Origin of the sequence: Pseudomonas nitroreducens, assembly GCF_024170165.1 — a bacterium.
Classification (GTDB): domain Bacteria; phylum Pseudomonadota; class Gammaproteobacteria; order Pseudomonadales; family Pseudomonadaceae; genus Pseudomonas; species Pseudomonas nitroreducens_C.
Genome location: NZ_JALJXP010000001.1, coordinates 815033 through 840180 on the forward strand (window position 1 = coordinate 815033; position 25148 = coordinate 840180).

The 25148-nt window shown below is 66.3% G+C and carries 24 protein-coding genes; 10 read left to right on the plus strand and 14 right to left on the minus strand.

The genetic code is table 11. The annotated features are described in order from the left end of the window. Nucleotides 1-8: 8 nt before the first annotated feature. Complete coding sequence (locus J2T47_RS03735; protein ID WP_253442515.1) at nucleotides 9-305, plus strand: hypothetical protein; 297 nt, start codon at nucleotides 9-11, stop codon at nucleotides 303-305. A gap of 305 nt (nucleotides 306-610) precedes the next feature. On the opposite strand, the gene J2T47_RS03740 is transcribed toward J2T47_RS03735, so the two are convergent. Together J2T47_RS03740 and J2T47_RS03745 are read right to left on the minus strand one after the other, a co-directional pair. Then, entirely contained in the window at nucleotides 611-1234 is a 624-nt protein-coding gene (locus tag J2T47_RS03740; protein WP_253442517.1) for a glutathione S-transferase, read from the minus strand. A 31-nt stretch (nucleotides 1235-1265) separates the two neighbouring features. Beyond that, entirely contained in the window at nucleotides 1266-2231 is a 966-nt protein-coding gene (locus J2T47_RS03745; protein ID WP_253442519.1) for a Vgb family protein, read from the minus strand. Between the two features lie 81 nt (nucleotides 2232-2312). On the opposite strand from J2T47_RS03745, the gene J2T47_RS03750 reads away from it, so the two are divergent. Beyond that, complete coding sequence (locus J2T47_RS03750) at nucleotides 2313-3179, plus strand: protein phosphatase 2C domain-containing protein (protein ID WP_253442521.1); 867 nt, start codon at nucleotides 2313-2315, stop codon at nucleotides 3177-3179. 193 nt (nucleotides 3180-3372) lie between these two features. Here the strand turns inward: J2T47_RS03750 and J2T47_RS03755 are convergent, their stop codons facing one another. The 3 genes from J2T47_RS03755 to J2T47_RS03765 form a co-directional block, all read right to left on the minus strand. Beyond that, nucleotides 3373-5781, minus strand: coding sequence for a TonB-dependent siderophore receptor (locus J2T47_RS03755; RefSeq protein ID WP_253442522.1), 2409 nt, complete (start codon nucleotides 5779-5781; stop codon nucleotides 3373-3375). Nucleotides 5782-6132: 351 nt separating this feature from the next. Continuing rightward, nucleotides 6133-7095 carry a FecR domain-containing protein gene (locus tag J2T47_RS03760; protein ID WP_253442523.1) on the minus strand — a complete coding sequence of 321 codons (963 nt, stop codon included), beginning with the start codon at nucleotides 7093-7095 and terminating at the stop codon, nucleotides 6133-6135. After that, nucleotides 7092-7595 carry an RNA polymerase sigma factor gene (locus tag J2T47_RS03765; protein WP_437180951.1) on the minus strand — a complete coding sequence of 168 codons (504 nt, stop codon included), beginning with the start codon at nucleotides 7593-7595 and terminating at the stop codon, nucleotides 7092-7094. Before J2T47_RS03765 ends, J2T47_RS03760 begins: the two co-directional genes overlap by 4 nt. Before the next feature lie 187 nt (nucleotides 7596-7782). Between J2T47_RS03765 and J2T47_RS03770 the strand changes: the two genes are divergently transcribed. After that, nucleotides 7783-8535: a glutathione S-transferase family protein gene (locus tag J2T47_RS03770; protein ID WP_253442525.1), complete on the plus strand. Its 753-nt coding sequence runs from the start codon at nucleotides 7783-7785 to the stop codon at nucleotides 8533-8535. On the opposite strand, the gene J2T47_RS03775 is transcribed toward J2T47_RS03770, so the two are convergent. Then, on the minus strand, nucleotides 8536-9411 hold the full coding sequence (locus J2T47_RS03775) for a LysR family transcriptional regulator (protein ID WP_253442527.1): 876 nt from the start codon (nucleotides 9409-9411) through the stop codon (nucleotides 8536-8538). A gap of 96 nt (nucleotides 9412-9507) precedes the next feature. On the opposite strand from J2T47_RS03775, the gene pcaD reads away from it, so the two are divergent. Then, nucleotides 9508-10305 (plus strand): 3-oxoadipate enol-lactonase, encoded by a 798-nt coding sequence (gene pcaD / locus J2T47_RS03780; RefSeq protein WP_253442528.1) that lies wholly within the window; start codon nucleotides 9508-9510, stop codon nucleotides 10303-10305. A gap of 60 nt (nucleotides 10306-10365) precedes the next feature. Here the strand turns inward: pcaD and J2T47_RS03785 are convergent, their stop codons facing one another. Further along, nucleotides 10366-11895, minus strand: coding sequence for an NCS1 family nucleobase:cation symporter-1 (locus J2T47_RS03785; RefSeq protein WP_253442529.1), 1530 nt, complete (start codon nucleotides 11893-11895; stop codon nucleotides 10366-10368). Nucleotides 11896-12263: 368 nt separating this feature from the next. Continuing rightward, nucleotides 12264-14441 carry a malate synthase G gene (locus J2T47_RS03790; protein ID WP_253442530.1) on the minus strand — a complete coding sequence of 726 codons (2178 nt, stop codon included), beginning with the start codon at nucleotides 14439-14441 and terminating at the stop codon, nucleotides 12264-12266. A gap of 294 nt (nucleotides 14442-14735) precedes the next feature. Between J2T47_RS03790 and J2T47_RS03795 the strand changes: the two genes are divergently transcribed. Both J2T47_RS03795 and J2T47_RS03800 read left to right on the plus strand, forming a co-directional pair. Further along, on the plus strand, nucleotides 14736-15185 hold the full coding sequence (locus J2T47_RS03795; protein ID WP_253442531.1) for a GNAT family N-acetyltransferase: 450 nt from the start codon (nucleotides 14736-14738) through the stop codon (nucleotides 15183-15185). Between the two features lie 19 nt (nucleotides 15186-15204). Continuing rightward, nucleotides 15205-15723, plus strand: coding sequence for a glycine cleavage system protein R (locus J2T47_RS03800; protein WP_253442532.1), 519 nt, complete (start codon nucleotides 15205-15207; stop codon nucleotides 15721-15723). Between the two features lie 647 nt (nucleotides 15724-16370). Here J2T47_RS03800 and rarD read toward each other — a convergent pair. The 6 genes from rarD to J2T47_RS03830 all read right to left on the minus strand — a co-directional run bounded on the left by rarD (nucleotide 16371) and on the right by J2T47_RS03830 (nucleotide 20966). After that, nucleotides 16371-17258: an EamA family transporter RarD gene (gene rarD / locus J2T47_RS03805; protein WP_253442533.1), complete on the minus strand. Its 888-nt coding sequence runs from the start codon at nucleotides 17256-17258 to the stop codon at nucleotides 16371-16373. Between the two features lie 250 nt (nucleotides 17259-17508). Then, nucleotides 17509-18483, minus strand: coding sequence for a serine/threonine protein kinase (locus tag J2T47_RS03810; RefSeq protein WP_253442539.1), 975 nt, complete (start codon nucleotides 18481-18483; stop codon nucleotides 17509-17511). Nucleotides 18484-18551: 68 nt separating this feature from the next. After that, entirely contained in the window at nucleotides 18552-18932 is a 381-nt protein-coding gene (locus J2T47_RS03815) for a substrate-binding domain-containing protein (RefSeq protein WP_253442540.1), read from the minus strand. A gap of 120 nt (nucleotides 18933-19052) precedes the next feature. Further along, nucleotides 19053-19817, minus strand: a complete 765-nt coding sequence (locus tag J2T47_RS03820) for a TOBE domain-containing protein (RefSeq protein ID WP_253442541.1) — start codon at nucleotides 19815-19817, stop codon at nucleotides 19053-19055. Nucleotides 19818-19910: 93 nt separating this feature from the next. Continuing rightward, nucleotides 19911-20633: a ComF family protein gene (locus J2T47_RS03825; protein ID WP_253442542.1), complete on the minus strand. Its 723-nt coding sequence runs from the start codon at nucleotides 20631-20633 to the stop codon at nucleotides 19911-19913. A 39-nt stretch (nucleotides 20634-20672) separates the two neighbouring features. After that, a complete protein-coding gene (locus J2T47_RS03830) occupies nucleotides 20673-20966 on the minus strand; it encodes a hypothetical protein (RefSeq protein WP_253442543.1) in 294 nt (97 codons plus the stop codon). A 241-nt stretch (nucleotides 20967-21207) separates the two neighbouring features. On the opposite strand from J2T47_RS03830, the gene bioB reads away from it, so the two are divergent. The 4 genes from bioB to bioC all read left to right on the plus strand — a co-directional run bounded on the left by bioB (nucleotide 21208) and on the right by bioC (nucleotide 25127). Then, entirely contained in the window at nucleotides 21208-22266 is a 1059-nt protein-coding gene (gene bioB, locus J2T47_RS03835) for a biotin synthase BioB (RefSeq protein WP_253442544.1), read from the plus strand. A gap of 138 nt (nucleotides 22267-22404) precedes the next feature. Beyond that, nucleotides 22405-23610: an 8-amino-7-oxononanoate synthase gene (gene bioF / locus J2T47_RS03840; protein ID WP_253442546.1), complete on the plus strand. Its 1206-nt coding sequence runs from the start codon at nucleotides 22405-22407 to the stop codon at nucleotides 23608-23610. Next, nucleotides 23603-24328, plus strand: coding sequence for an alpha/beta fold hydrolase (locus tag J2T47_RS03845; protein ID WP_253442548.1), 726 nt, complete (start codon nucleotides 23603-23605; stop codon nucleotides 24326-24328). Before bioF ends, J2T47_RS03845 begins: the two co-directional genes overlap by 8 nt. Next, nucleotides 24321-25127 (plus strand): malonyl-ACP O-methyltransferase BioC, encoded by an 807-nt coding sequence (gene bioC, locus J2T47_RS03850; RefSeq protein WP_253442549.1) that lies wholly within the window; start codon nucleotides 24321-24323, stop codon nucleotides 25125-25127. Before J2T47_RS03845 ends, bioC begins: the two co-directional genes overlap by 8 nt. Nucleotides 25128-25148 lie beyond the last annotated feature (21 nt).

Genomic DNA, 25148 nt, shown 5'->3' on the forward strand with positions numbered 1-25148 from the left:
GACTGGACATGCCCAACCTGATGCGTTTTTCCCTGTGTCTGTTCGCCGGCCTTCTGCTCAGTGGGCTGTGCCTGCCCGTGCTGATGCTGCTCGGCCGCTTCGACTGGATCGCCCTGCTGGTGGCCACCGGCAAGCCGCTGGCGCATCTGGCGCTGCTGTTGCCGGCCGAGCTGTGGACGCAACTCACCGGCGTCGAGGACGCGGCGAACAATCCCCATGTGCGTTCCTTCCTGGAAATGTGCATGGGCGTGGCGCAACTCGGCCTGCTGCTGGCGCTGCCGATCTACCGACTGGGGAAAAAGTGATGAGTGCGTGGAGCGGACTGCGCGAGGAGCGCGAAGTGGGGCGCCGATTGGCGCGGCGGATCGCCGGGTTATTCGAGCAGCGACTGCAGCGGCAATCGGTGCGGGATGAGCGGTTTCAGCGACGGGTGGTGCGACACGCTCGCTGCGAGGTGACGTCCTGGCGCGCTGGCTGTGCCCTCACCCCAACCCTCTCTCGCCGGGAGAGGGGGCTGGGCGGTGCCGGCTGGCAAGTCTGGAGTCAGCCGGCGCGACCTCAGGAGTGCTCTGCGTAGGATGGGTGGAGCGCCGCGATACCCATCGATGACTCACGCAGGAATTGTGGCCTGCATCGACGGCCGCTGGCTGACTTCAGCGAACCACTTCGCCAGCTGCGGGTAATCCGCGCGCCAGTCCCAGTGCGGCTGGCGAAAGTCCAGGTAGCCGAGGGCGCAGGCCACGCCGATGGCGGCGATGTCGAAGCGCCCGGCCAGTTCGGCGTGGGCCGGGCCGTCGAAGTAGGCGAGGGTGCGGACGATCTTCAGCTGCTGGTTGTCCAGCCACTGGTCCCAGTGCTTTTCCTGCGGACGCATGGCGGTTTCGTAGCGGATCAGCACGGCCGCGTCGAGTACCGCGTCGGCCAGCGAAGCGAGGGTGAGGCGCCGCCAGCGTGCGCCGCCCTCGCGGGGAATCAGCGGCTCGCCGGCGTGCTGCTGGTCGAGGTATTCGAGGATCACCCGACTGTCGTGCAGGGTCTGGCCGTCGGCCAGACGCAGGGCGGGAATCTTGCCGGCGGGGTTGTCGTGCAGCACGCCGGCGTCCGGCGCGATGGGCGTGTGGACGGCGGCGTACAGCTCCACGCTGTCGGCCTGTCCGGTCTCGTGCAGCAGGACCATGACCTTGCGCACGAAGGGCGAAGCGGCGGCGTGGAACAGGACGGGACGGGTACTCATCGACAGCAACTCCTGGGGTTCGGTCATTGGTTCAATCGTGGATCTGCACCAGGCGGTCGGTGCCGGGTTCGGCGCCCCACACCTCGCCGGGCCGGCCTTGCAGCTGGCGCACGCGGGCGTTGGCCTGGTCGCTGGGGAAGACGGTGAATTTCTCGCCCTGCGGATCGAAGCGCAGTAGCGAGTTGGCGGTGAAATCGCTCAGCCAGACCTGGTCCATGGCATCGACGTAGACCGCATAGGGCAGCGGATGATCGCCCGGCAGCTTCCAGGTCTTCCACTGGTTGTCGCTGGGGTCGAAGCGCGCCAGGCTGCCGGTGCCCCACTGGCTCAGCCACAGGCGGCCGACCGAATCGGCCCACAGGCGGCGCGGCCCGCTGTCCTTGCCGGGCGCATCGAAGGCGGTGGCGCTGTCGGCGATGCCGTCGATCTGGCCGATGTAGTTGCCCGCCTGCGAGGCGAACCAGATGCCGCCATCGGGCGCCACGGCGATCCCGCGCGGGCCCTTGCCGCGGGGCGCCGGCCAGACGTTCAGGTCGCGGCTGGTCGGATCGAGGCGGCCATACACACCGTTCTGCCCGGTGAACCACAGCACGCCATCGTCATCGAATACCGCAGAGTCGAGGTTGGCGCTGGCCACTTCCTGGGGCAGGGGGATGACCTCCACGCCCAGGCGCTCGGCATCGACATGGAGGATCGCGTTCCGACCGCTGTCGACGATCCAGGCGTCGCCGTTGCCATCGGCCACCACGCCCTGCGGGCTGGAACCCTTGCCCAGGCTGACCTGCTCGCTCTGCCCGGTCTGCGGGTCGAGGCGGCCGAGTACGCCGAGTTTCTGCGCGGTGTACCAGACCTTGCCGTCTTCGGTGGGTGCAACGGCCTGCGGGCCGGAGCCCTTGGGCAGGTCGAAGTACTTCACCTCGGCGGCATGGGCAGCGGTGGCCAGCAGCAGGCCGGTCAGGAACAGGCCGCTCAGGGGAAGGGACAGGACGCGAAGCATGGGGCTCTCCTTGGCAGAGTCCGGATTCAGGTGAGACTGTACGCCGGTCAGTGTGGCCGACGAAACGAAGGAGAACCGGTTGTGACGACGATTTCCGTACGCGGGGCGGCCTGCCGCCAGGGTTCACCGGTGAACGACGATGCCATCGGCTACACCGCCCGGGCAGCCTGGGTGCTGGACGGTGCGACCAGTCTCGGACCGGGGCTGGTGGGCGGCGAGAGTGATGCGCGCTGGCTGGCACAGAGTGCCAACGCGCACCTGCAGCGCCTGCTGGAAGAACAGCCGTATCGGCCCACCGAGGATTTGCTGGGGCAATTGCAGGCGGGAATCGCCGCGGATTTCCAGCGCGATTCCGGGGTAGGCGTCAGCCTTGACCTCAATCTGCCCACTGCTTGCCTGAGCCTGTTGCGACTGCTGGGCGACGGCTCGCTGGAACTGCTCAACCTTTGCGACACCCGCATCCACCTGGCCTGGGAGGATGGCCGCGTCGAGAGTTTCGGCGATACGCCGCTGGAGGAGATCGATCGCCGGTCGGTGCAGCGTCTGCTGGCGCTCCGCGAGGCGAACCCGGACTGGACTCATGCGCAACTCTGGCAGGCCAGCCGCGAATGGGTGCGGCGCAACCGTGCGCTGGCCAACACGCCGGCAGGCTACTGGTGCCTCGACCCGAGCGAGCGCTGGATTCCCCACGTGCAGCGCCGGGTGCTCGACCCGGCGGGTCTGAAGGCGTTCATGCTGGTGACCGATGGCTTCGACCGGCTGCTGGATTTTCGTCGCTACGATCTGGATGCGCTGTTCGCGGCGCTGCCCGGGCGTGGCGTGGAAGCGCTGATCGACGAGCTGCGCGCGCTGGAAAGCGCCGATGGCCAGGCGCTGGACTATCCGCGCCTGAAGATCCATGACGATGCGAGCGTGGTCTGGGGAGAGGTGATGGTGGGTATTGCGTAGGAGCGGAGCTGTTCCCATCGCACGGGCGGCTTTCCCGTAGGGCGAATAACCTGGAACAGGTTATCCGCCGTTTGGCCGGCGGATGTCGCTGCTGCGTTATGCGCCCTGCGAGTTGCCCCCGGAGCTTCCCTGTAGGAGCGCGCCATGCCCGCGATCGCGCGCATGGCGCGCTCCTACAGGTATCCCCTGGGCGTCAGAACTTGTAGTTGACGCTCGCCACCACGTTGCGACGGTCGCCGTAGTAGCAGTAGAAGCCGTCGCAGGTGGAGATGTATTCCTTGTCGAATACGTTGTTGGCGTTGAGCGCGACATTCAGGCCGTTGAGGCTGTTGTCGAGGCGGCCGAGGTCGTAGTGCACCGCGGCGTCGTAGACGGTGTAGGAACCGGTATCGCCGTCTGACTTGTCGCGCACGTAGCCCATGCTGCCGATGGCGATGTTGTGGGTCTCGCCGACGTAGCGGGTGCCGAAGCCCAGGCCGAAGCCGTCGAGCAGGCCGTCATGCCAGGTGTAGTCGGCCCACAGCGAGGCCTGGTTTTCCGGGGTGAGCGGCAGCGGACGGTTCTTGTCCAGCGGGTTGGCGACCTTGGTCATCTTGCTGTTGGCGTAGGTGTAGGCGGCGGTCACCTTGAGGTTCTCAGTGACGTTGCCGACAGCCTCCAGCTCGAAGCCGCGGACCTGCGCTTCACCCACCGGGCGGCTGATGAAGTCGCTGCCGGTGAGGACGATGTTCTTGCGGGTCAGGTCGTAGACGGCGGCGCTGAGCATCAGGTCGGTGCCCACCGGCTGGTACTTCACGCCCAGCTCGTACTGCTCGCCGGTGCTCGGCTCGAAGGCCGCGCCATTGGTGCCGCCGGCTTCGGTCTGGAACGACTCGGCATAGGACACGTAGGGTGCCACGCCGTTTTCGAACACATAGCTGAGCGCCGCGTTGCCGCTGAAGTTGCTGTCGCGACGGGTATCGGTGGCGCCATCGGCGTTGTAGAACTTCGATCCGGTGTGGGCCCAGTCCTGGCGGCCGCCGAGGGTCAGGCGCCAGTTGTCCAGGGCGATCTGGTCCTGGGCGTAGAGGCCGGTGTCACGCATCTTCTGGTTGTAGTCGTTGTACGCGGTGTAGACGACGTTGCTGAAGTCCTGGCCGTAGATCGGGTGGTTGATGTTGCTGGTCGGCGCAGTGCCGTACAGCCACTTGTAGTTGGTGTTGGCGCGCTGGTGATCCAGGCCCAGCAGCAGGGTGTGCTTGAGCGGGCCGGTGGAGAAGTCGGCCTGCAGGTTGTTGTCGATGGCGAACTGGCTGATGTCTTCATCGACCACGTTGGCGCCACGGGACAGGGTGCCGTCGTCGGCTACCGAGGTGGCGCTGCCGCCAGCGGTGATGCCCTGGAACGACAGGTCGCTCTTGGTGTAGCGCAGGTTCTGGCGGAACTGCCAGACGTCGTTGATGCGGTGCTCGAAGGCGTAACCCAGGGCGTAGTAGGTCTTATCGTAGAATTCCCAGTCCGGGTCGCCCAGGTTCTCGTGGTACTTCACCTCGCCGGCCGGGGTCGACAGCTTGGTGCCCTGCAGCGGCAGGAACTGGCTGGTGATGCCGGTATCGTCGCGGTTGAACTGCGAGAGGAAGGTCAGCTTGGTGTCTTCGTCGAAGTTCCAGGTCAGGCTCGGCGCGATGTTGTAGCGCTTGTTGTCGACGTGATCGACCTGGGTGTTGCTGTCGCGCACCACACCGCTGACGCGGTACAGCAGGTTGCCGGCGTCGTCGACCTTGCCGGTGCTGTCGAAGGAAATCTGCTTGTGCTCGTAGCTGCCGACCTGCAGCTGCACTTCATGGCTGCTCTCGGCCTCGGGGCGGCGGCTGGTCATGTCCAGCAGGCCGCCGGGCGGGGTCTGGCCGTACAGCGAAGAGGCCGGGCCGCGCAGCAGGGCAACGCGCTCCAGGTCCCAGGTTTCCAGCTTGGGCATCACGTAGGAGCCCTTGGGCAGCGGCAGGCCGTCGAGGAACTGGGTCGGCTCGAAGCCGCGCACTTTCAACCACTCGGCGCGGGTGTCGTTGCCGTAGCTGCTGGCGATCACACCGGGCATGTAGCGCACCGCGTCGTCCAGGCTCTGCACGTTGCGGTCCTGCATCTGCTCGCGGGTGGCGACGGAGATGGAGCGCGGGGCCTCCAGCAGCGGGGTGTCGGTCTTGGTGCCGGCACGGGTGCGGGTGGCGAGGTAGCCGACGGTCGGACCGTCCGGGTCTTCCTGGGTGCCGCTGATGGTGGTCGCGGACATCGACAGGGTGTCGCTCGGTTCCGGACGGAGGCTGAAGCTGCCCGATTCGCTTTCCACCAGCTCCAGGCCGGTGCCCTGCAGCGCCTGGCGCAATGCGCCGGCGCCATCGTAGCGACCCTGTACCGCATGCGCGCTGCGGCCCTGGGCCAGTGCCGGGTCGAGGCTCAGCGAGATGCCGGCTTCCGCGGCGATGCGGTTGAGGGTGCTGGCCAGCGGGCCGGCGGGCAGTTGGTAGTCGCGCACGGCGTCGGCGGCGATGGCCGAAGAGGTGGCCAGCAGGATGGCGGTGGCGAGCAGGCAGGGGCGGAGCGACAGTTCGAACGGGCGGCGCATTGAAAACGACTCCTGAATGAAAACGGTTCTCGATGCCTCCTTGCCGAACGAGAAATGAAAAGTGATAGGGCTGGCTGAAAAATATTTCGCGGATTGAAATCCTTCAGTTCGGCAGGTTCTTTCTGGGCCTGTCCTGATCTGCTAGTCCGCGCAGGACTTCCCTCTCCCTAACCCTCTCCCTGAAGGGAGAGGGGACCGTATTGAGTGCTCTGAGAGCGCCGTGCTCGCCGGATGACTTTGAGGCGACGCTTCATGCCGAATAGCTCCCTCTCCCTTCGGAGCGGGGCGCGCAGCCAGGGCGGGGGGAGAGAGCCGCAGCCGCGCAGGATTTCTGTGAGGGCACGGGATTTCTCAGCCGCGCGGCACCACGCGGGACCACCACTGGCCGTGCTTCTCGATATGCACCGGCAGCGTCGGTTCCAGCGAGCTGAGCGCCAGGTCGATGTTCTTCAGCGGGAAGCTGCCGGTGATGCGCAGGTCCGCCAGCGTCGGGTCCAGCGCGAGGTGGCCGGGACTGTAGCGGGCGAGCTGGTCGATCAGTTCGCCCAGGCGCACGTTGTCCACCACCAGCATGCCGTGGGTCCAGGCGTCGGCGGTGGCGCTGTTGGCTTCCACCGTGCCGAAGCCGTCGGCGCGCACGCGTACCTGCTGGCCCTGGTTGATCACACGCTCATCCGGCAGTTGCTCCGGGCGCGCGGCCACGGCCGACTGCAGGACGCTCAGCAAGGTGCTGTCGCCGTCGTCGCGCTCCACCAGAAAACGGGTGCCGAGGGCGCGCAGGCGGCCTTCGTCGGTTTCGACGATGAACGGGCGGCTATCGCCGTGGGCGGTCTCCACCAGGATTTCGCCGCTGAGCAGGACGATGCGCCGTTGCTCGGCGTCGAAGCGCACATCGACGGCGGTGCGGCTGTTCAGCACCAGCCGGGTGTTGTCCGGAAGGCGCAGTTCGCGCTGCTCGCCGGTGGCGGTCACCAGGTCGGAGAAGGCATAGCGCACCGGCGTGTAGCGGTTGCCGACGCCCAGTGCCAGCGCACCGACCAGCAGCAGTGTCAGGCCGGTGCCGGCCAGGCGGCGGACTTTGCGCCGGGATTCTCCCGGCGAGCGCAGCAGAGCGTTGCGCGCTGCCTTGGGCGCGGCGCCGGCGAGGCTGCGGTCGAGCATGCCCAGCTGGCTCCAGGCGCGGGCATGTTCGCTGTGCGCCGAATGCCAGCGAGCGAAAGCGGCTTCATCGTCGGGACGCGATTCGCCGGAGCCCAGACGCAGCTGCCAGCTGATCGCCTCGTCCAGTATCTGCAGGGAAACCGGTCCCTTCACGTCGGCTCGCCGTACAGCGCGATGTAGCACTGGCGCAGGCCCTGGGCGATGTACTGGCGCACGCGCGGTACGGATACGCCCAGTTGCTCGGCGATCTCGGCGTGGCCCAGGCCGTCCAGGCGGTTGAGCAGGAAGGCACTGCGCGCGCGGGTGGACAGCTTGCCCAGCAGGCGGTCGATCTCGCGCAGGTCGGCGAGGATCAGGCAGTGCTCCTCGGCAGAGGGCTGGATCGCTTCGGGCAGGCATTTCAGCTCGTCGAGGTAGGCCTGTTCCAGCGCCACGCGGCGCCAGTGATCCACCAGCAGGCCCTTGGCGACGGTCACCAGGAAGGCGCGCGGTTCGCGCAGAGAGGGCAGCTCGCGACGACCGAGTACGCGGACGAAGGTGTCCTGGCTCAGGTCTTCGGCGCGCTGCGGACAGCCCAGGCTGCGATTCAGCCAGGCAGTCAGCCAGTCGCGGTGATCGCGATACAAGGCGCCAACGAGTTCGCCGCTACCCATCTGGATGGCCGACAAGCTACTCCCCCAATGACCCCAAATGGGATCAAGCTAAAAAACGATAACCATTCGCAAATGATCGCAAAGTGCAGTCACGCGCGCAATTGGCACCCGTCGGCTTTTGTCACCGGTCGCCCGCCTTTCGGCGCCGTTCTACAATCGGACGACCCTTTTCGCGGAAAGCCTCGCCATGTCCGAACCCGTGCTGATCATCGGTTCCTTTCTTTCCCCCTATGTGCGCAAGGCGCTGGTCCTGCTGGAAATGAAGGGCGTGGACTACCGCGTCGATTCCGTCGTGCCGTTCTTCGGCAACGAGGCGTTCGAGCGCCTGAGCCCGCTGCGCCAGGTGCCGGTGCTGGTGGATGGCGAGCTGGTGCTGAACGACTCCTCGGTGATCTGCCAGTACCTGGAGGAGCGTTACCCAGAACCGGCACTTTACCCGGCGGATATCGCCGAGCGTGCCCGTGCACGCTGGATCGAGGAGTTCGCCGACAGCCGCATGGGCCAGGTAGTGATCTGGCAGCTGTTCGACCAGCTGGTGATCGGCCGCGGCGTGTGGGGCCGTGAGCCGGATGCGGCGCTGCTGGAGAAGACCTGCCAGCATGATCTGCCGGCGGTGTTCGATTACCTGGAGGCGCAGTTGCCGGAAAGCGGCTGGCTGTTCGGCGAGCTGTCCATTGCTGACATCAGCGTCGCCTGCTTCATGCGCAATGCGCAGTTCGCCCGCTACGAACTGGACGCCCAACGCTGGCCGAAACTGGCGGCGCTGCTCGCGGCCGCTTTCGCGCTGCCGGCCTTCCAGAAGCTCAACCCGTTCGAGCGTGCCATCGCCCGCACGCCCATCGCCCAGCAGCGCGAAGCGCTGATCGCCGCCGGCGCGCCGGTCAGCGAGGTCAGCCACATGCGCGAACAGCCGGTGCGCGGACCGATGAGCCGCAGCTGATCAGGCGTGCTGCAGAAAGCTCCAGAGTCGCTGCGCGACCGGGCCGTGGGCGCGGTCGCGCAGGCGCGCGGCGACCAGCTCCTCGCGACGGCCGGGCAGGTGGGGGCCGCTGAGATCGCGCAGGCGACCGTCGGCCAGTTCCTCGGCAATCAGGTGGCGCGGCAGATGGCCCCAGGCGAGGCCGTGCAGCACCAGCTCCTTCTTCATCGCCTGGTCCGGCACCGTGCATTGCGGCGCTCCTTCCAGGGTGAAGAAGTCTACCGGCGGCGAGTGCCGGGCGCTGTCGCGCATCACGCACTGGGTGAGCGAACGCAGGTGCTCCGGGCGGACGTCCGTGATGTCCGTCAGCAGCCCCGGCGCTATCACCGGGATGAAGTCCACTTCGCCCAGGTCCAGCCACTCCAGGCGTGGCTCGGCCTTGTCCACGCGGTGCAGGACCAATTCGGCCTCGCCATCGAGCAGCCGCTCCAGTGGCCCGCTGACGCTTTCGAAGTACAGCTGCAGCCGCGTGCGGGGTTGCGTGGCGAAGAAGTGAGCGAGCTTTTCCAGCAGGGCTGGGCGTGGGCAGAAGTCGCCGAGCACCACCCGTAGTTCGCTTTCTTCACCTGCTGCCAGGTGCGCAGCGTGGTCGCGCAGGCTGCCCAGTTCGCGGAGCAGGCCACGGGCACGGCGGTGGAAGGATTCGCCGGCGGCGGTCAGGGCGACACGATAGCCGCTGCGGTCCAGCAGCTCGAAGCCGAGCTGGTGCTCCAGGCGGGCCACGGCTGCGAAAATCGCCGGGTGCGAACGGTGCAACTGCTGGGCGGCAGCCTGGAAACCGCCGGATTCGACCACGGCGTCGAAGCACTGCAGGTCGTGCAGGGTGAAGTCGTGCATGTCAGCTTTCCTGACAGAGATCGTCCAGTCTTTGTAAATTCTTCCAGAGTGCGCCGCAACTAGCCTCGTCTTAACCCCACTTGAGGAGAGGCTGCCATGAGCCCGCTGCACTATCTGACTACCCGCGACAACGCCCGCATCGCCTATCGTCTGGACGGCCCCGCCGAACGCCCCCTGCTGGTGCTGTCCAACTCCATCGGCACCGACCTGCACATGTGGGATGGGCAGGTCGCTGCGTTGAGCGAACACTTCCGCGTGCTGCGTTACGACGCTCGCGGGCATGGTGCCTCCAGTGTTCCCGCCGGTCCCTATTCGCTGGCGCGGCTGGGAGAAGATGTGATCGAGCTGCTCGATTCGCTCGGCGTTCAGCGTGCGCATTTCCTCGGCCTTTCCCTCGGCGGCTTCGTTGGCCAGTGGCTGGCGCTGAATGCTCCGCAGCGCATCGGGCGACTGGTGCTGGCGAACACCTCCGCCTGGCTCGGGCCGAAAGAACAGTGGGATGCGCGCATCGCCGAGGTGCTGGCGGCGGAGGAAATGCAGGGCACTGCGGTGAGCTTCCTCGCCAACTGGTTCCCGGCGGCCTGGCTGGAGCCGCAGCGCGCAGAGGTGGCGCCGTTTCGCGCGACGCTGCTGGCGACCAACCGGCATGGGCTGGCCGGCTCCTTCGCCGCGGTGCAGGAGACCGATCTGCGCAGCGCGTTGCGCGATGTGCGTCTGCCCACGCTGGTGATCGCCGGGCAGTTCGACACGGTTACCGCGGCGGACCACAGCGAGCTGATTGCCCAGGCGATCCCCGGTGCTTGCCTGTTCACGCTGCCGACGGTGCACTTGTCGAACATCGAGTTTCCCCGTGAGTTCGAAGGCGCGGTGCTGGATTTCCTGCTGGCGCCCTGAACGAACAAGACCGCCCGAGGGCGGCCTTGCTGCTTATCCACAAGTTCGATCAGCACACGCTCAATGGTGCGCGGCATCCACCGCGATGGGCTCGCCGGAGACGTCCGCGTAGCGGCGCTTGCGGTCGGCCAGGGTGTAGTGGATCAGCGCGCCGAGGCCGGCGCCGAAGAACCAGGAGAACTGCGACAGCGCATCGAAAGCCGGCACCAGCGCCAGCACGATGGCGATCAGCGCGGCCGGGACGAACGCCGCCACGGCGCGCAGGTTCACGCCGCCGCTGTAGTGGTAGCTGGCGTCGCGGCTCTCGCTGTACAGCTCGGGCAGGTTCACCCGGCTGCGGCGCACCAGGTAGTAGTCGGTGACGATGATCCCGTACAGCGGGCCGAGCAGCGCACCCAGGCCGCCGAGGAAATACACGATCACCGCCGGGCTGTTGTACAGGTGCCAGGGCAGGATCAGCACCGCGATGGTGGCGCTGAGCAGGCCGGCGCGGCGGAAGTTCAGCAGGTTCGGCGCGAGGTTGGTGAGCACGTAGGCCGGGGCGACGAAGTTGGCCATGATGTTCACCGCCACGGTGACGATCAGGAAGGCCAGGCAGGCCAGCACCAGGCCGAAGGTGTTGGGGATCGCGGCGACGATTTCCGTGGGGTTCTGCACCAGCTTGCCGTCGATGCTGAACTGCGCGCCGGCCAGCACCACGGCGATCAGCGCGAAGCCCAGCATGTTCACCGGCAGGCCCCAGAAGTTGCCGACGCTGATGGTGCGGCGGTCCGGGCAGTTGCGGGTGAAGTCGCAGAAATTGAGGATCATGGTGCCGTACAGCGATACCCACAGTGCGGCGGCGCCCAGCACTTTCAGCCACATGGTCGAGCCGGTCGGCGCGTTGCCGCTGGACCAGGAGATCGACAGGCCGGCGCGCCAGTACATCCAGCCGGCGAGGCTGGCGAAGGCGACCAGGATGATCGGCCCGGCGAAGGATTCGTAGCGGCGCACCATCTCCATGCCGTAGGCGAAGATCACCAGCTGCACACACCAGATGCCGAGGAAGGTGATCCAGCCCAGGGTCGACAGGCCGAGGATCGAGTCCTGGTCGTAGGCTTTCAGGTCCGGCGCGATGGCGGTGAGCAGCACGCGCAGGACCACCGAGGCGAGGTAGGTCTGGATGCCGAACCAGGCGATGGCGATCACCGCGCGGATCAGCGCCGGCACTTGCGCGCCGTGGATGCCGAAGCTGATGCGGCACATCACCGGGTAGGGCAGGCCGGTCTTCTGGCCCATGTAGCCGGACAGGTTCATCAGGCCGTAGATCACCAGTGCACCGAGGGCGAACGCGGCGAGGATCTGCGCGCCGCTCATGCCCAGCGCGAAGAGGCCGATGGCGAAGGAGTAGTTGGCGATGTTGTGCACATCGTTGGTCCACAGCGCGAACAGGCTGTAGCGACCCCAGTTGCGCCCGGCGGCCCTGGTCGGCGCCAGATCGGCGCTGTACAGCCGCGGGCTCAGGCTTGGCGCGGCGGTCTTTGCGGACGCCGCGCCAGCGGCAGATTGGACAGGGGCAACGCCGGACAGGTGGGTAGGGCTGGAGTTCATGGGCTACTCGGTTTTGTATGCACGGCTTTTTGTGGTTTGTGTGCAAAGCCAATTCCATGCCAGTACGGTTCCCGCTCTGCGCTCGCCCCTGTCTGTCGCGTCGGGATTTTCTGCTGCAGCCCTTTATTGGTGCGCCCTTGCTCCTCGCCCTGGTGGTCAGGAAATAAAATCTCCAAGCCAATCATTGACTTGCAGGTCAGGAATGGCCTGTGGCCAAAAAGGGTGAAGTGGGGATTTTGTACACAAAAATTGTGCACAGGCGTTACGTCTCCGGTTTCGAACCGCCGGCAAGCGATCGCGCCAAGCGCCCATCGCGGGCATAAAAAAACCGCCCCGGAGGGCGGTTTCTTCAACGCTTGGCGAAGTGCTTACAGACCGTTCTTGGCCTTGAACTCGCGGCGGCGGCGGTGCAGGACCGGCTCGGTGTAGCCGTTGGGCTGCTGGGTGCCTTCGAGGACCAGTTCCAGCGCAGCCTGGAAGGCCACGTTGTCGTCGAAGTTCGGCGCCATCGCGCGGTACTGGGCGTCACCGGCGTTCTGGCGATCCACCACCGAGGCCATGCGCTGGAGGCTCTCCAGCACCTGCTCCTGGGTCACCACGCCGTGGCGCAGCCAGTTGGCCAGCAGCTGGCTGGAGATGCGCAGGGTAGCGCGGTCTTCCATCAGGCCGACGTCGTTGATGTCCGGCACCTTGGAGCAGCCGACGCCCTGGTCGATCCAGCGGACCACGTAGCCGAGGATGCCCTGGGCGTTGTTGTCCAGCTCGTTCTTGATCTCTTCCGCACTCCAGTTGGTGTTGGGGGCGAGCGGAATGGTCAGGATGTCGTCCACCGAAGCCGGTGCGCGCTTGGCCAGCTCGGCCTGACGAGCGAACACGTCGACCTTGTGGTAGTGCAGCGCGTGCAGGGTAGCGGCGGTCGGCGACGGAACCCAGGCGGTGTTGGCGCCGGCCAGCGGGTGAGCGATCTTCTGCTCGAGCATGGCGGCCATCAGGTCAGGCATGGCCCACATGCCCTTGCCGATCTGCGCCTTGCCTTGCAGGCCGGTAGCCAGGCCGACGTCGACGTTGTTGTTCTCGTAGGAACCGATCCATTTCTCGGTCTTCATGGCGCCCTTGCGCACCATGGCGCCGGCTTCCATGGAGGTGTGGATCTCGTCACCGGTGCGGTCGAGGAAGCCGGTGTTGATGAACACCACGCGCTCGGCGGCGGCCTTGATACAGGCCTTCAGGTTGACGGTGGTGCGGCGCTCTTCGTCCATGATGCCGACTTTCAGCGTGTTGCGCGGCAGGCCCAGCAGGTCCTCGACGCGGCTGAAGATTTCGGCGGCGAAGGCGACTTCTTCCGGGCCGTGCATCTTCGGCTTGACGATGTACACGCTGCCGGTGCGGCTGTTCTTGCGAGTGGCGCTGCCGTTCAGGTTGTGAATGGCGATCAGGCTGGTGAACAGGCCGTCCTGGATGCCTTCGGGCACTTCATTGCCCTGGGCGTCGAGGATCGCCGGGTTGGTCATCAGGTGGCCAACGTTACGCACGAACAGCAGGGAGCGGCCATGCAGGCTCAGCTCGGAGCCGTCGGCCTTGGTGTAGACGCGGTCCGGGTTCATGGTGCGGGTGAAGGTGCTGCCGCCCTTGGAAACCTGCTCGGCGAGGTCACCCTTCATCAGGCCCAGCCAGTTGCGGTAGACCACGACCTTGTCGTCGGCGTCGACGGCGGCCACGGAGTCTTCGCAGTCCATGATGGTGGTCAGCGCGGACTCCATCAGGACGTCTTTCACGCCAGCGGCATCGGTCTGGCCGATCGGGCTGGTCGGGTCGATCTGGATTTCGAAGTGCAGGCCGTTGTGCTTGAGCAGCACGGCCTTCGGCTTGGCGGCTTCGCCCTGGAAGGCGAGGAACTGGGCGGCGTTCTTCAGGCCGGTCTCGCTGCCGTTGTTCAGGGTCACGGCCAGTGCGCCGTTCTTCACCACGTAGGCGGTGGCGTCGACGTGGGAGCCGGTTTCCAGCGCAGCGGCTTCATCGAGGAAGGCGCGGGCGAAGGCGATCACCTTGTCACCGCGGACCTTGTTGTAGCCCTTGCCCTTCTCGGCGCCGTTCTCTTCGCTGATCGCGTCGGTGCCGTACAGTGCGTCGTACAGCGAGCCCCAGCGGGCGTTGGCGGCGTTCAGGGCGAAGCGCGCGTTCATCACCGGCACGACCAGTTGCGGGCCGGCCATGCGGGCGATTTCGTCGTCGACGTTCTGCGGGCTGGCCTGGAAGTCGGCCGGCACGGGCAGCAGGTAGCCGATTTCCTGCAGGAAGGCCTTGTAGGCGACCGCGTCATGCGGCTTGCCGGCGCGGGCCTGGTGCCAGCCGTCGACTTTCGCCTGGATGTCATCGCGCTTGGCGAGCAGGGCCTTGTTCTTGGGGGCCAGGTCGTTGATTACGGTTTCTACGCCCGCCCAGAACTTGCCGGCTTCAATGCCGGTGCCGGGAATGGCTTCGTTGTTCACGAAGTCGAAAAGGACTTTGGCGACCTGCAGGCCACCGACTTGAACGCGTTCAGTCATTGCTTGCCTCACTCTGCTCAGGACCAGCTCTGGACACAGGCAAAACGCCTTGTAGTCCGAGCCGCGGAATACTACATGATGCCGTGGGAAAAATCAGTGGGCTAGCGTCGCGGTTAGACCAAAGTACGCATATCAGTCACGTAGCAGATCTTATGTTCGCAAATATCATCCGGATTGTTCCAGATAAATCTTAAAACTGTACACGCATTACCCGAACGGGTACCTGTGGCAGCCCGTCGCAGCCAGCTAACCTCGCCATGCCTATACTGCTTCTTCCCTCCTGGAGAATCCCGCATGTCCGTGACGCTTGCCACCCCCACCGATCTGGATGACCTGGTTCCGCTGTTCTCCGGCTACCTCGATTTCTACGAGGTGCCCGCGCCCCACGGGACGATTCGCGAGTTTCTCGGGGCGCGCATCGGCAGCGGGCAGTCCACGGTGTTCATCGCGCGCAGCATCGATGGGTTGGCGGTAGGCTTCGTGCAGCTGTACCCGTTCTTCGCTTCCCTGGCGCTGCAGGCTTCGTGGCTGGTCAGTGACCTCTACGTGCTACCCGCTGCACGCCGCGACGGCCATGGCGAAGCGCTGATGAACGCCGCCCGCGCCCACGGCGAAGCCACCGGCGCCTGCGGCCTGATGCTGGAGACGGCGAAGACCAACCACGCCGGTCAGTCGCTCTACGAGCGCCTGGGCTACCAGCGGGACGACAAGTTCTACACCTATTGGCTGGACCTCACGGCCTAGCCCTTCGCGGAGACTGCTCATGGACCACCTCGTATTGACCGTCATCGCCCAGGACCAGCCCGGTCTGGTGGAGCGCGTGGCCAAATGCATCGCCGCCCACGGCGGCAACTGGCTGGAAAGCCGCATGTCGCGCATGGCCGGGCAGTTCGCCGGGATCCTGCGCGTGGCGGTGCCCGCCGAGGGCTATGACGAACTGGTGGAAGGTCTGCAGGAGCTGAGCGAGCACGGCATCCGCGTGCTGATGGCGGAGAGCGGCATCGAGCCGGCCTGCAACTGGAAGCCGATCCATCTCGACCTGGTGGGCAACGACCGCCCCGGCATCGTCCGCGATATCACCCAGCTGCTGGCCGAGCATGGCGTGAACCTGGAGAGTCTGACCACCGAGGTGCTCCCCGCCCCCATGAGCAGCGAGCCGCTGTTCCACGCCGAGGCGGTGCTGGCCGTGCCGCTGACCCTGCCGTTGGAAACCCTGCAGCAGAAGCTGGAGGAGCTGGCGGATGACCTGATGGTGGAGCTGAATTTCCACAGCGGGGAATGACCGCCCTGCTCTGATTGCAAGTCCTGTGGAAAAACCTGTGGGCTCTCTGTTGATGGATTGACGGAGAGCCCATTTCATTTGGGCTTCACGCCGATCTGCTTATCCCCCTTCTGCTGCTCGGCTGCACACAGATTGCGGGGATCGAGCCGTGGGCATGCTGTTGATAAGTCTCTGTAGCCCTTTATTTTAGCGGTCTTCATGGGTGAGGTCGTTTTTTGTACAGGCGGCGTGCAGCGGATCGAGCACGGCGGGCCGGCCAGTGGCTGTGCACAAATACGCTGGAAGAGTCTGTGGAGAAGCCGTTCATGGAATGCTGCAGGGCACGTTGGCTGTGGCTTTCAGAGCGTTGTCCACTTTCTGATCGAGCAGCGCTACGCCATCCACACGAAGCGGGGATCAGCCTGTGGAAAAGCCGGGGGAATATTCACACAGCCCAGTATTGACGGCGCTTCTGTGCTTTTGGTCGATTTTTGATCGATTGCCGGCGTGTACCTGGGAAAAGCCGCTGCGGGAGGCGTGTGGCGGGACGGCCTGTGGACGAACGGGCCGTTATCCCCGCAAACACGGGATAGAGCTGTGGACAATCTGCGGGTGACTGCCTGCAAGCCACAGCTGGCGTGGCTTGCAGGCGGTGGATCAATTAATGATCAGTCGCCGCGGGAGAGGCGGTACCAGATGTCCACGCTGTAGACGGCCAGCCCCAGCCAGATGCAGCCGAAGGACACCAGGCGGGTACTGTCCAGGTGCTCGCCGAACAGCAGGATCGCCTGCAGCAGCACCAGGGTCGGCGCCAGGTACTGCAGGAAGCCGAGGGTGGCGTAGGGCAGGTGGCGCGCGGCGGCGTTGAAGCACACCAGCGGCACCAGGGTGATCGGCCCGGCGGCGGCGAGCCAGAGGGCGTCCCTGGTGGTCCAGAAGTCCGCGTGTACGCTCGGACCGTCGGCGAACAGCACGAGGTAGCCGATCGCCAGCGGCAGCAGGATCCAGGTTTCCACCACCAGGCCCGGCAGCGCGGCCACTGGCGCCTGCTTGCGGATCAGCCCGTAGAAGCCGAAGGTCAGCGCCAGTGCCAGCGAGACCCAGGGCAGGCTGCCCAGTTGCCACAGCTGCTGCGCCACGCCCAGCGCGGCCAGACCAACCGCGACCCACTGCAGCGGGCGCAGGCGCTCACGCAGGAGCACTAGGCCGAGCAAGACGTTGATCAGCGGGTTGATGTAGTAGCCCAGGCTGGCCTCGATCATGTGGCCGTTGTTCACCGCCCAGACGTAGACCAGCCAGTTGCTGGCGATCAGCAGGCCGCTGGCGGTGAGCACGGCGATGCGCTTGGGATTCTCGCGCAGCTCGCGCCACCAGCCGGGGTGCTTCCACACCAGTAGCAGCAGGGCGCCGAACACCGCCGACCAGATGGCCCGGTGGGTGATGATTTCCAGGGCGGGGATGCGTTCGAGCAGCTTGAAGTAGATCGGGAAGAGTCCCCAGATGACATAGGCAGTCAAGCCCAGGGCGTAGCCCCGGCGGGGATTGGCGGTGGCCATGGAACATCCTTGGTTAGGCAGCTAATGAGTGGCTGCACAATTCTAGGGCGCTCGCGCTGGCTTGTCTGTGCCGCTTCGCTGGATGTCCCGGGGGTGCCGGCGAATGTGCGTAACGAAGGCATTACGGCGATGTCTTGAGCGAAGTGAAAACATCGCGGACGGAGTCGGCTCCTACGCAGCGTCTGGCATCCGTGTAGGAGCGGACTCCGTCCGCGATCCGGCCGTCACGCCGGTGCTGCAGGGAGGGTATTCAGAACAGCCGCAACGGCTCCTCATCCAGCGCCGCCAGCTGCTCGCGCAGCACCAGCACCTGTTCGCCCCAGTAGCGCTCGGTGCCGAACCAGGGGAAGCTCGGCGGGAATGCCGGGTCGTCCCAGCGGCGCGCCAGCCAGGCGCTGTAGTGCATCAGGCGCAGGGCGCGCAGGCCTTCGATGAGCGGCAGTTCGCGGGGATCGAAGTCGTGGAATTCCTGGTAGCCGTCCACCAGTTCCGAGAGCTGGCCAAGGCGCTCCTGGCGCTCGCCGGCGAGCATCATCCACAGGTCCTGCACGGCTGGGCCCATGCGGCAGTCGTCGAGGTCGACGACATGGAAGGTCTCGTCGCGGCACAGCAGGTTGCCGGGGTGGCAGTCGCCGTGCATGCGGATGGACGTGTACTTCACCCGGGCGTAGAGGTCGTCGATCTTCTTCAGCAGGTCGCGGGCGACGGATTCGTAAGCCGGCAGCAGGCTCTTGGGAACGAAGTTGCCTTCCAGCAGGGTGGCCAGCGACTGGTGGCCGAAGTTCTGCGGCGTCAGTGCCTCGCGGTGCTCGAACGGGCGGTTGGCGCCCACCGCGTGCAGGCGGCCGAGCAACTGGCCGAGGCGGTAGAGCTGGTCGAGGTTGCCCGGCTCCGGCGCGCGGCCGCCGCGGCGGGGGAACAGGGTGAAGCGAAAACCCGCATGCTCGAAGAGCGTTTTGCCTTCATGCACCAGCGGCGCGACCACCGGGACTTCGCATTCGGCCAGTTCGGCGGAGAAGGCGTGCTCCTCGAGGATCGCCTCGGTGGTCCAGCGGCCGGGGCGGTAGAACTTGGCGATCAGCGGCTCGCTGTCCTCGATGCCCACCTGGTAGACGCGGTTCTCGTAGCTGTTGAGCGCGAGTACGCGGGCGTCGCTGAGAAAACCGATGCTTTCCACCGCATCCAGCACCAGGTCGGGGGTGAGGTCGGAGAAGGGATGGGACATGGCGACGTTCCGGCAATGGTAAAGCTGCCTAGTTTACCCAGTCCGCCCCGTTTGGGTGCGCAGTCGCCTCAGCGGTCGGCGCAGTGTTTTTTCAGGTACTCGACGAAGTCCGTGGCCAGCGCCCGACGCTCGCCCTTCACCAGGGTCAGCTTCTGCATCGAGCGGGCCTTGCATTCGAGCCTTTGCGAGGGCTTGTCGGTGTTGTGCAGCGGCGTCAGCAGCAGGTCGTAGGGTGTGCCCTGGCGGACCTGCTCGGCGAGTTCGCCCTCGCCGCCACCGATCAGCAGGACCTTGTTGTGGGTATCGAGCTGGTACTGGTCCACCAGCGGCTCCAGCGTCGGCATCAGTTCGCTGCTGGCGCCGACCCGCAGGACGTCGGGGCCGGCCTGGCTGGCCAGGGGCAGGGAAAGCAGGAACGGCAGGGCAAGCAGGGCGAGCGAGCGGCGCATGGTGGGAGCTCCGGTTTACCACGGTCCCGCCCGACCCCGGGCGGGACTCAGGCGGTTATTGGAGCGCGCTGCGACGCCGTCGGGCTTGATATGAGGCAGGGAAACTCGTTTGCCGCGGGGTTAGAGCGGCGTGCCGAGGATCACCTGCGCCGGCGAGAACTGTGCGCGGACCGCCGAGCCCGCCTGCAGACCGAGGATCTCGATGCGCTCCGGGTCGGTCAGCGCGCAGAGCATCTGGCCGCTGGGCAGCTGGATGCGTACTTCGCTGGGGCCGTCTTCGGCCTCGCGGATGTCATCGACGTGGCCTTCCAGCGCGTTCAGCCCTTCCGGACAGGGAATGTGCGGCAGGTCGACGTAGAGCCAGCCAGCTTTCATCAGCGCCACCACCGGCACGCCGTCGGCCAGTTCCAGCTTCTCGGTGCTTTCGCGGGTGACCCGAGCCTGGATGCGCGAGCCACCGGGCAGTTCGATGCTGATCAGATCGTTGAGACCGGACGGCTCCACCGCGCAGACGCGCCCGTGCAGCTGGTTGCGCGCGCTGGTGCGCATCATCAGGCGGCCGATCAGCTCCAGGTCGGCCTGGTGCTCGACGTGCTCGACTATGTGTTCGCGCAGGGCTTCCAGGCGCTGGTACAGCGCCAGCAGGCGCTCGCCCTCGACGGTCAGGCGTGCGCCGCCGCCGCCCTTGCCACCGACGCTGCGTTCCACCAGCGGGCGGTCGGAGAGGTTGTTCAGTTCATCGATGGCGTCCCAGGCGGTCTTGTAGCTCATCCCGGCGGCCTTGGCGGCGTGGGTGATCGAGCCGAGCTGGGCGATCTGCGCCAGCAGGGCGATGCGCTGCGGGCGACGGGTAACGTGTTGGGTCAACAGGCTGAGGGTGGTCATGGTTTCGCGGGTACTTATTGGTATGCGACGAGGCTCCGTTGCTGGCGTGCAAAACGCAAGGGGCAGATGTCGGGAATGTGGCCGAACGGTCGTCTATTCCGGGGCCGGCGTGCGCGCCAGGCAATAGACGTCGACCCGCCGCGCGCCGGCACCACGGAGCAGGCGGGCGATGCGCTCGGCGGTGGCGCCGGTGGTCAGCACGTCGTCCACCAGCGCCAGGTGCAGGCCATCGACCACTGCGCCATCGGCCAGGGTGAAGGCGTTGCGCAGGTTCTTCTTGCGGGTGGCCGCGTCCAGTCCTTGCTGGGCGGGAGTGTCCCGGGTGCGGCGAATCGTGTGGTTATCCACAGGCAGCCCCAGTGGGCTGGCGAGCCATTGGGCCAGCAATTGCGCCTGATTGAAGCCGCGTTGCCGTTCGCGCCGGCGCGACAGCGGCACGGGGATCAGTCGGTCCGGACGCGGCAAGCCTTCCTCGTAGGCATGCAGCAGGTGGCGCTCCAGCAACTGGCCGAGCAGCCGCCCGAGCGGCGCATTGGCCTGGTGCTTGAAGCGGGTGACCAGCGCGTCGACGGGGAAGCCGTAGCGCAGCGGTGTCTCGACTCGCTGAAAAGCCGGAGCGCGGCGCAGGCACTGCCCGCAGGTCAATCCGGAAGCTGGGAGCGGAAGGGCGCAGATTTCGCAGTGCCCACCGAGCCAGGGCAGGTCGTCATCACATCCGGCACAGAGCGGCAGGGCAGCCTGTTCGGTCACAGCACCACACAGCAGGCATTGCACGCGGGGGCGCCACCAGACGGGACGCCATTGAAGCCAACGCATTCAGCCCCTCCATGGGCGGGGCTGCTTTGCCGGGGCGGCTCAGTGAATCAGCCAGCTCAATACCACCAGGCCCAGCACCGTCCAGATCAGCCCGCCGAAGATCGAGCGCCGCAGGAAGGCGCGGATGCCACTGTAGAGCAGCAGCAGGCCGATGAAGAGCAGGACGAAGCTGAAGATCGAGACGTCGATTCCTACAGCCCGCGCCAGGCCGTGGAAGAACTCGTCCATGGCGCGCCACAGGCCGCCGAGCACGCCCGACAGCAGATCGACGATGAAGCGGATGGCCTTGCCGACCATCTGGCCGAGGCCGTCGAAGAATCCTTCTGTTCCCATCTGGGGTATGACTCCTGAGTGTTCTGTCTGATTGGAGCGGCAATGGGCCGGATCGGTTCAGCCGCAAGCGCAGCGGGATCGCTGCGATTGATCAATAAATGGTCACTTGTCGACCTGTGTCGCGAGAGTGGTTGACAGCGTCACAGCTCCACATATGATGCCTTGAGCCTGATTTCCCCGGTGGCGCGCCGCCGGGGCACCTTAGACAAGAGGCGCCCCCAAGCGTCGAAGGACTTTGCCGATGAGTGCCACCGCAGCCCAAGTAACCCGCCACGACTGGACCCTTGCCGAAGTCCGCGCCCTGTTCGAACAGCCCTTCAACGACCTGCTGTTCCAGGCGCAGAGCATGCACCGCGCGCATTTCGACCCGAACCGCGTCCAGGTGTCCACCCTGCTGTCGATCAAGACCGGCGCCTGCCCGGAAGACTGCAAGTATTGCCCGCAGTCCGGCCACTACAACACCGGCCTGGACAAGGAAAAGCTGATGGAGGTGCAGAAGGTGCTGCAGGCCGCGGCGGAAGCCAAGGCCATCGGCTCCACCCGTTTCTGCATGGGCGCCGCCTGGAAGCATCCGTCGGCGAAAGACATGCCTTACGTGCTGGAAATGGTGAAGGGCGTAAAGAAGCTCGGCCTGGAAACCTGCATGACCCTGGGCAAGCTGACCCAGGAGCAGACCCAGTCGCTGGCCGAAGCGGGCCTGGACTACTACAACCACAACCTCGATACCTCGCCGGAGTTCTACGGCAACATCATCACCACCCGCACCTACAGCGAGCGCCTGCAGACCCTGGCGTACGTCCGTGAAGCGGGGATGAAGATCTGCTCCGGCGGCATCCTCGGCATGGGCGAGTCGGTGGACGACCGCGCCGGCCTGCTGATCCAGTTGGCCAACCTGCCCGAGCACCCGGAATCGGTGCCGATCAACATGCTGGTGAAAGTGAAAGGCACCCCGCTGGCCGAGGAGAAGGACGTCGATCCGTTCGACTTCATCCGCACCCTGGCGGTCGCCCGGATCATGATGCCGAAATCCCACGTGCGTCTGTCCGCCGGCCGCGAGCAGATGAACGAGCAGATGCAGGCCCTGGCCTTCATGGCTGGCGCCAACTCGATCTTCTACGGCGAGAAGCTGCTGACCACCACCAACCCGCAGGCCGAGAAGGACATGCAGCTGTTCGCGCGTCTGGGCATCAAGCCCGAGGAGCGCGAGGAGCACGCCGACGAGGTGCACCAGGCTGCCATCGAGCAGGCGCTGGTGGAACAACGCGACTCCCAGCTGTTCTATAACGCGGCTTCGGCCTGATAGAGCCGCTCTTCTTCATGTAGGAGCGGGCTTGCTCGCGAGCGGTCTTCCCGAATACTTCGGGGCCGGGCGGTTCGCGGGCAAGCCCGCTCCTACAGGTCCTCGCCTTGCAGGACCACCGCCGACACGGGGTTGCGTATGCCTTTCGATCTTTCCGCCCGCCTGGCCCAGCGTCAGGCGGAGGACCTCTACCGCCGCCGCCCGCTGCTGGAATCGCCGCAGGGGCCGGAAGTGGTCATCGATGGCCAGCCGATGCTGGCCTTCTGTTCCAACGATTACCTGGGCCTGGCCAATCACCCCGAGGTGATTGCCGCCATGCGCGCCGGCGCCGAGCGCTGGGGCGTCGGCGGTGGCGCCTCGCACCTGGTCAACGGCCACTGCGGCCCGCACCACGAGCTGGAGCTGGCGCTGGCCGAGTTCACCGGCCGCCCGCGCGCGCTGCTGTTTTCCACCGGTTACATGGCCAACCTCGGCACCGTCACCGCCCTCGTCGGCAAAGGCGACAGCGTGCTGGAAGACCGCCTCAACCACGCCTCGCTGCTGGATGCCGGCCTGCTTTCCGGTGCGCGCTTCTCGCGCTACCTGCACAACGACGCTGCCAGCCTCGCTTCCCGCCTGGACAAGGCCGAAGGCAATACACTGGTAGTCACCGACGGCGTGTTCAGCATGGACGGCGACCTCGCCGACCTGCCCGCACTTTGTGCCAAGGCTCGGGAAAAGAATGCCTGGGTGATGGTCGACGACGCCCACGGCTTCGGCCCGCTGGGCGCGACCGGTGGCGGCATCGTCGAACACTTCGGGTTGGGCATGGAGGACGTGCCCGTGCTGGTCGGCACCCTCGGCAAGGCCTTCGGCACTGCTGGCGCCTTCGTCGCCGGCAGCGAGGAGCTGATCGAGACGCTGATCCAGTTCGCCCGTCCCTACATCTACACCACCAGCCAGCCGCCCGCCGTGGCCTGCGCCACGTTGAAAAGCCTGGAGCTGCTGCGTGCCGAGCGCTGGCGCCGCGATCACCTGAATGCGCTGATCGCGCGCTTCCGCACCGGCGCCGAGGCCATTGGCCTGAGCCTGATGGACAGCCCGACGCCGATCCAGCCGATCCTCATCGGTGGCAGTGCCCAGGCCATGGCTCTGTCCGCCGAGCTGCGCCAGCGCGGCATTCTCGTCGGCGCCATCCGCCCCCCCACCGTGCCGGCCGGCACCGCGCGCCTGCGCGTGACCCTGTCCGCCTCGCACACCGAAGCGCAGGTCGACCGCCTGCTGCTGGCGCTCGCCGAAGCCTGGCAGCGCGTGTCGTCTAGCCTTCTGGCAGAGATCGATGCCGAGGAGGGCGATGATGCGTGACCAACTGATCCTGTTGCCGGGCTGGGGCCTGGGCAGCGCGCCGCTGGAGCCGCTGCGCGATGCGCTGCTGGAGCAGGCGCCGCATTTGAATGTGCAGATCGAGCCGCTGCCGGTGGACGCCGATCCGAATGCCTGGCTCGACGAACTGGACGACAACGTTGCCCACGACGCCTGGATTGCCGGCTGGTCGCTGGGCGGCATGCTCGGCGCCGAGCTGGCGGCACGCCGTGGCGAGTCCTGCCGCGGGTTGGTCACCGTGGCCAGCAACCTCTGCTTCCGGCGCCGCGAGGATTGGCCGGACGCCATGGCCAATGAAGTCTTCGAGGACTTCTTCGAGGCCTTCCTGCTGGAGCCGCACCTGGTACGCAAGCGCTTCACGATGCTGGTCAGCCAGGGTGCCCGCGACCCGCGTACGCTCGCCCGCCAGCTGCAGGTGGCGCTGCCGCAATTGAATATCGAGAGCCTGACCGCCGGCCTGCAACTGCTGGGGCGGCTCGATACCCGCGCCGCGCTTGGCCGCTATCCCGGCCCGCAACTGCATCTGTTCGCTGCCAACGATGCGCTGGTCCCGGCGAGCGCCGCCGACGCGCTGCTGGAGTGGCTACCGGACGTCGAAGTCAGCCTGCTGCCCGGCGCTAGCCATGGCCTGCCGCTGGAGCAGCCCGACGAGGTGGCCGGCGCTATCCTGAAGTTCATCCACGAGGGCGACGATGCCTGATTGCAGTACCAGCGCGCTGCCCGACAAACGCCAGGTAGCCGCGTCCTTCTCCCGCGCCGCATCGACCTACGATGCGGTGGCCGAACTGCAACGCGCCGTCGGCAACCGCCTGTTGGAGCTGCTGCCGGCACAGGCCGCGGCGCAGCGCTGGATCGACCTGGGCAGCGGCACCGGTTATTTCACCCGCGCCCTGGCGGCACGTTATCCACAGGCGCAGGGACTGTCCGTCGATATCGCCGAGGGCATGCTGCGCCACGCCCGCGAGCAGGGCGGCGCACAGCACTTCATCGGTGGCGATGCCGAGCGCCTGCCCTTGCGCGATGGTGCCAGCGACCTGCTGTTTTCCAGCCTGGCGATTCAATGGTGCGCAGACCTGCCGGCGGTGCTTGGCGAAGCGAATCGCGTGTTGCGCCCCGGCGGCATCGCGGCCTTCAGCAGCCTGTGCATCGGCACCCTGGGGGAGCTGCGACAGAGCTGGGAAGCGGTCGATGGCTTCGTCCACGTAAACCGCTTCCGTGCCTTCGAGCAGTACCAGCAGCACTGCGCCGGCAGCGGCCTGGAAGTGCTGGAACTGCGCACCGAGGACCGTGTCCTGCACTTCCCCGACCTGCGCAGCCTGACCCATGAACTCAAGGCGCTCGGCGCGCACAACCTCAACCCCGGCCGGCCCGACGGCCTCACCGGGCGCGAGCGGGTGCGCGCGCTGATCGCCGCCTACGAGCGCTTCCGCCAGCCCGAAGGGCTGCCGGCGACCTACCGGGTGGTCTACGCCGTCCTGCGTAAACCTGATTCCCTCTGAACGTAAAAATGTTGTTGCAGC

What these genes read in the sequence shown, in the direction of transcription:
- J2T47_RS03820 (WP_253442541.1), bottom strand. Translation starts at nt 19,817, where the DNA reads ATGACCACCCTCAGCCTGTTGACCCAACACGTTACCCGTCGCCCGCAG.
- bioF (WP_253442546.1), top strand. Translation starts at nt 22,405, where the DNA reads ATGCCTTTCGATCTTTCCGCCCGCCTGGCCCAGCGTCAGGCGGAGGAC.
- J2T47_RS03740 (WP_253442517.1), bottom strand. Translation starts at nt 1,234, where the DNA reads ATGAGTACCCGTCCCGTCCTGTTCCACGCCGCCGCTTCGCCCTTCGTG.
- J2T47_RS03810 (WP_253442539.1), bottom strand. Translation starts at nt 18,483, where the DNA reads ATGTCCCATCCCTTCTCCGACCTCACCCCCGACCTGGTGCTGGATGCG.
- J2T47_RS03845 (WP_253442548.1), top strand. Translation starts at nt 23,603, where the DNA reads ATGCGTGACCAACTGATCCTGTTGCCGGGCTGGGGCCTGGGCAGCGCG.
- J2T47_RS03790 (WP_253442530.1), bottom strand. Translation starts at nt 14,441, where the DNA reads ATGACTGAACGCGTTCAAGTCGGTGGCCTGCAGGTCGCCAAAGTCCTT.
- J2T47_RS03815 (WP_253442540.1), bottom strand. Translation starts at nt 18,932, where the DNA reads ATGCGCCGCTCGCTCGCCCTGCTTGCCCTGCCGTTCCTGCTTTCCCTG.
- J2T47_RS03755 (WP_253442522.1), bottom strand. Translation starts at nt 5,781, where the DNA reads ATGCGCCGCCCGTTCGAACTGTCGCTCCGCCCCTGCCTGCTCGCCACC.
- J2T47_RS03795 (WP_253442531.1), top strand. Translation starts at nt 14,736, where the DNA reads ATGTCCGTGACGCTTGCCACCCCCACCGATCTGGATGACCTGGTTCCG.
- rarD (WP_253442533.1), bottom strand. Translation starts at nt 17,258, where the DNA reads ATGGCCACCGCCAATCCCCGCCGGGGCTACGCCCTGGGCTTGACTGCC.
- J2T47_RS03745 (WP_253442519.1), bottom strand. Translation starts at nt 2,231, where the DNA reads ATGCTTCGCGTCCTGTCCCTTCCCCTGAGCGGCCTGTTCCTGACCGGC.
- bioB (WP_253442544.1), top strand. Translation starts at nt 21,208, where the DNA reads ATGAGTGCCACCGCAGCCCAAGTAACCCGCCACGACTGGACCCTTGCC.
- J2T47_RS03785 (WP_253442529.1), bottom strand. Translation starts at nt 11,895, where the DNA reads ATGAACTCCAGCCCTACCCACCTGTCCGGCGTTGCCCCTGTCCAATCT.
- J2T47_RS03800 (WP_253442532.1), top strand. Translation starts at nt 15,205, where the DNA reads ATGGACCACCTCGTATTGACCGTCATCGCCCAGGACCAGCCCGGTCTG.
- J2T47_RS03765 (WP_437180951.1), bottom strand. Translation starts at nt 7,595, where the DNA reads ATGGGTAGCGGCGAACTCGTTGGCGCCTTGTATCGCGATCACCGCGAC.
- J2T47_RS03735 (WP_253442515.1), top strand. Translation starts at nt 9, where the DNA reads ATGCCCAACCTGATGCGTTTTTCCCTGTGTCTGTTCGCCGGCCTTCTG.
- J2T47_RS03830 (WP_253442543.1), bottom strand. Translation starts at nt 20,966, where the DNA reads ATGGGAACAGAAGGATTCTTCGACGGCCTCGGCCAGATGGTCGGCAAG.
- pcaD (WP_253442528.1), top strand. Translation starts at nt 9,508, where the DNA reads ATGAGCCCGCTGCACTATCTGACTACCCGCGACAACGCCCGCATCGCC.
- bioC (WP_253442549.1), top strand. Translation starts at nt 24,321, where the DNA reads ATGCCTGATTGCAGTACCAGCGCGCTGCCCGACAAACGCCAGGTAGCC.
- J2T47_RS03825 (WP_253442542.1), bottom strand. Translation starts at nt 20,633, where the DNA reads ATGCGTTGGCTTCAATGGCGTCCCGTCTGGTGGCGCCCCCGCGTGCAA.
- J2T47_RS03770 (WP_253442525.1), top strand. Translation starts at nt 7,783, where the DNA reads ATGTCCGAACCCGTGCTGATCATCGGTTCCTTTCTTTCCCCCTATGTG.
- J2T47_RS03775 (WP_253442527.1), bottom strand. Translation starts at nt 9,411, where the DNA reads ATGCACGACTTCACCCTGCACGACCTGCAGTGCTTCGACGCCGTGGTC.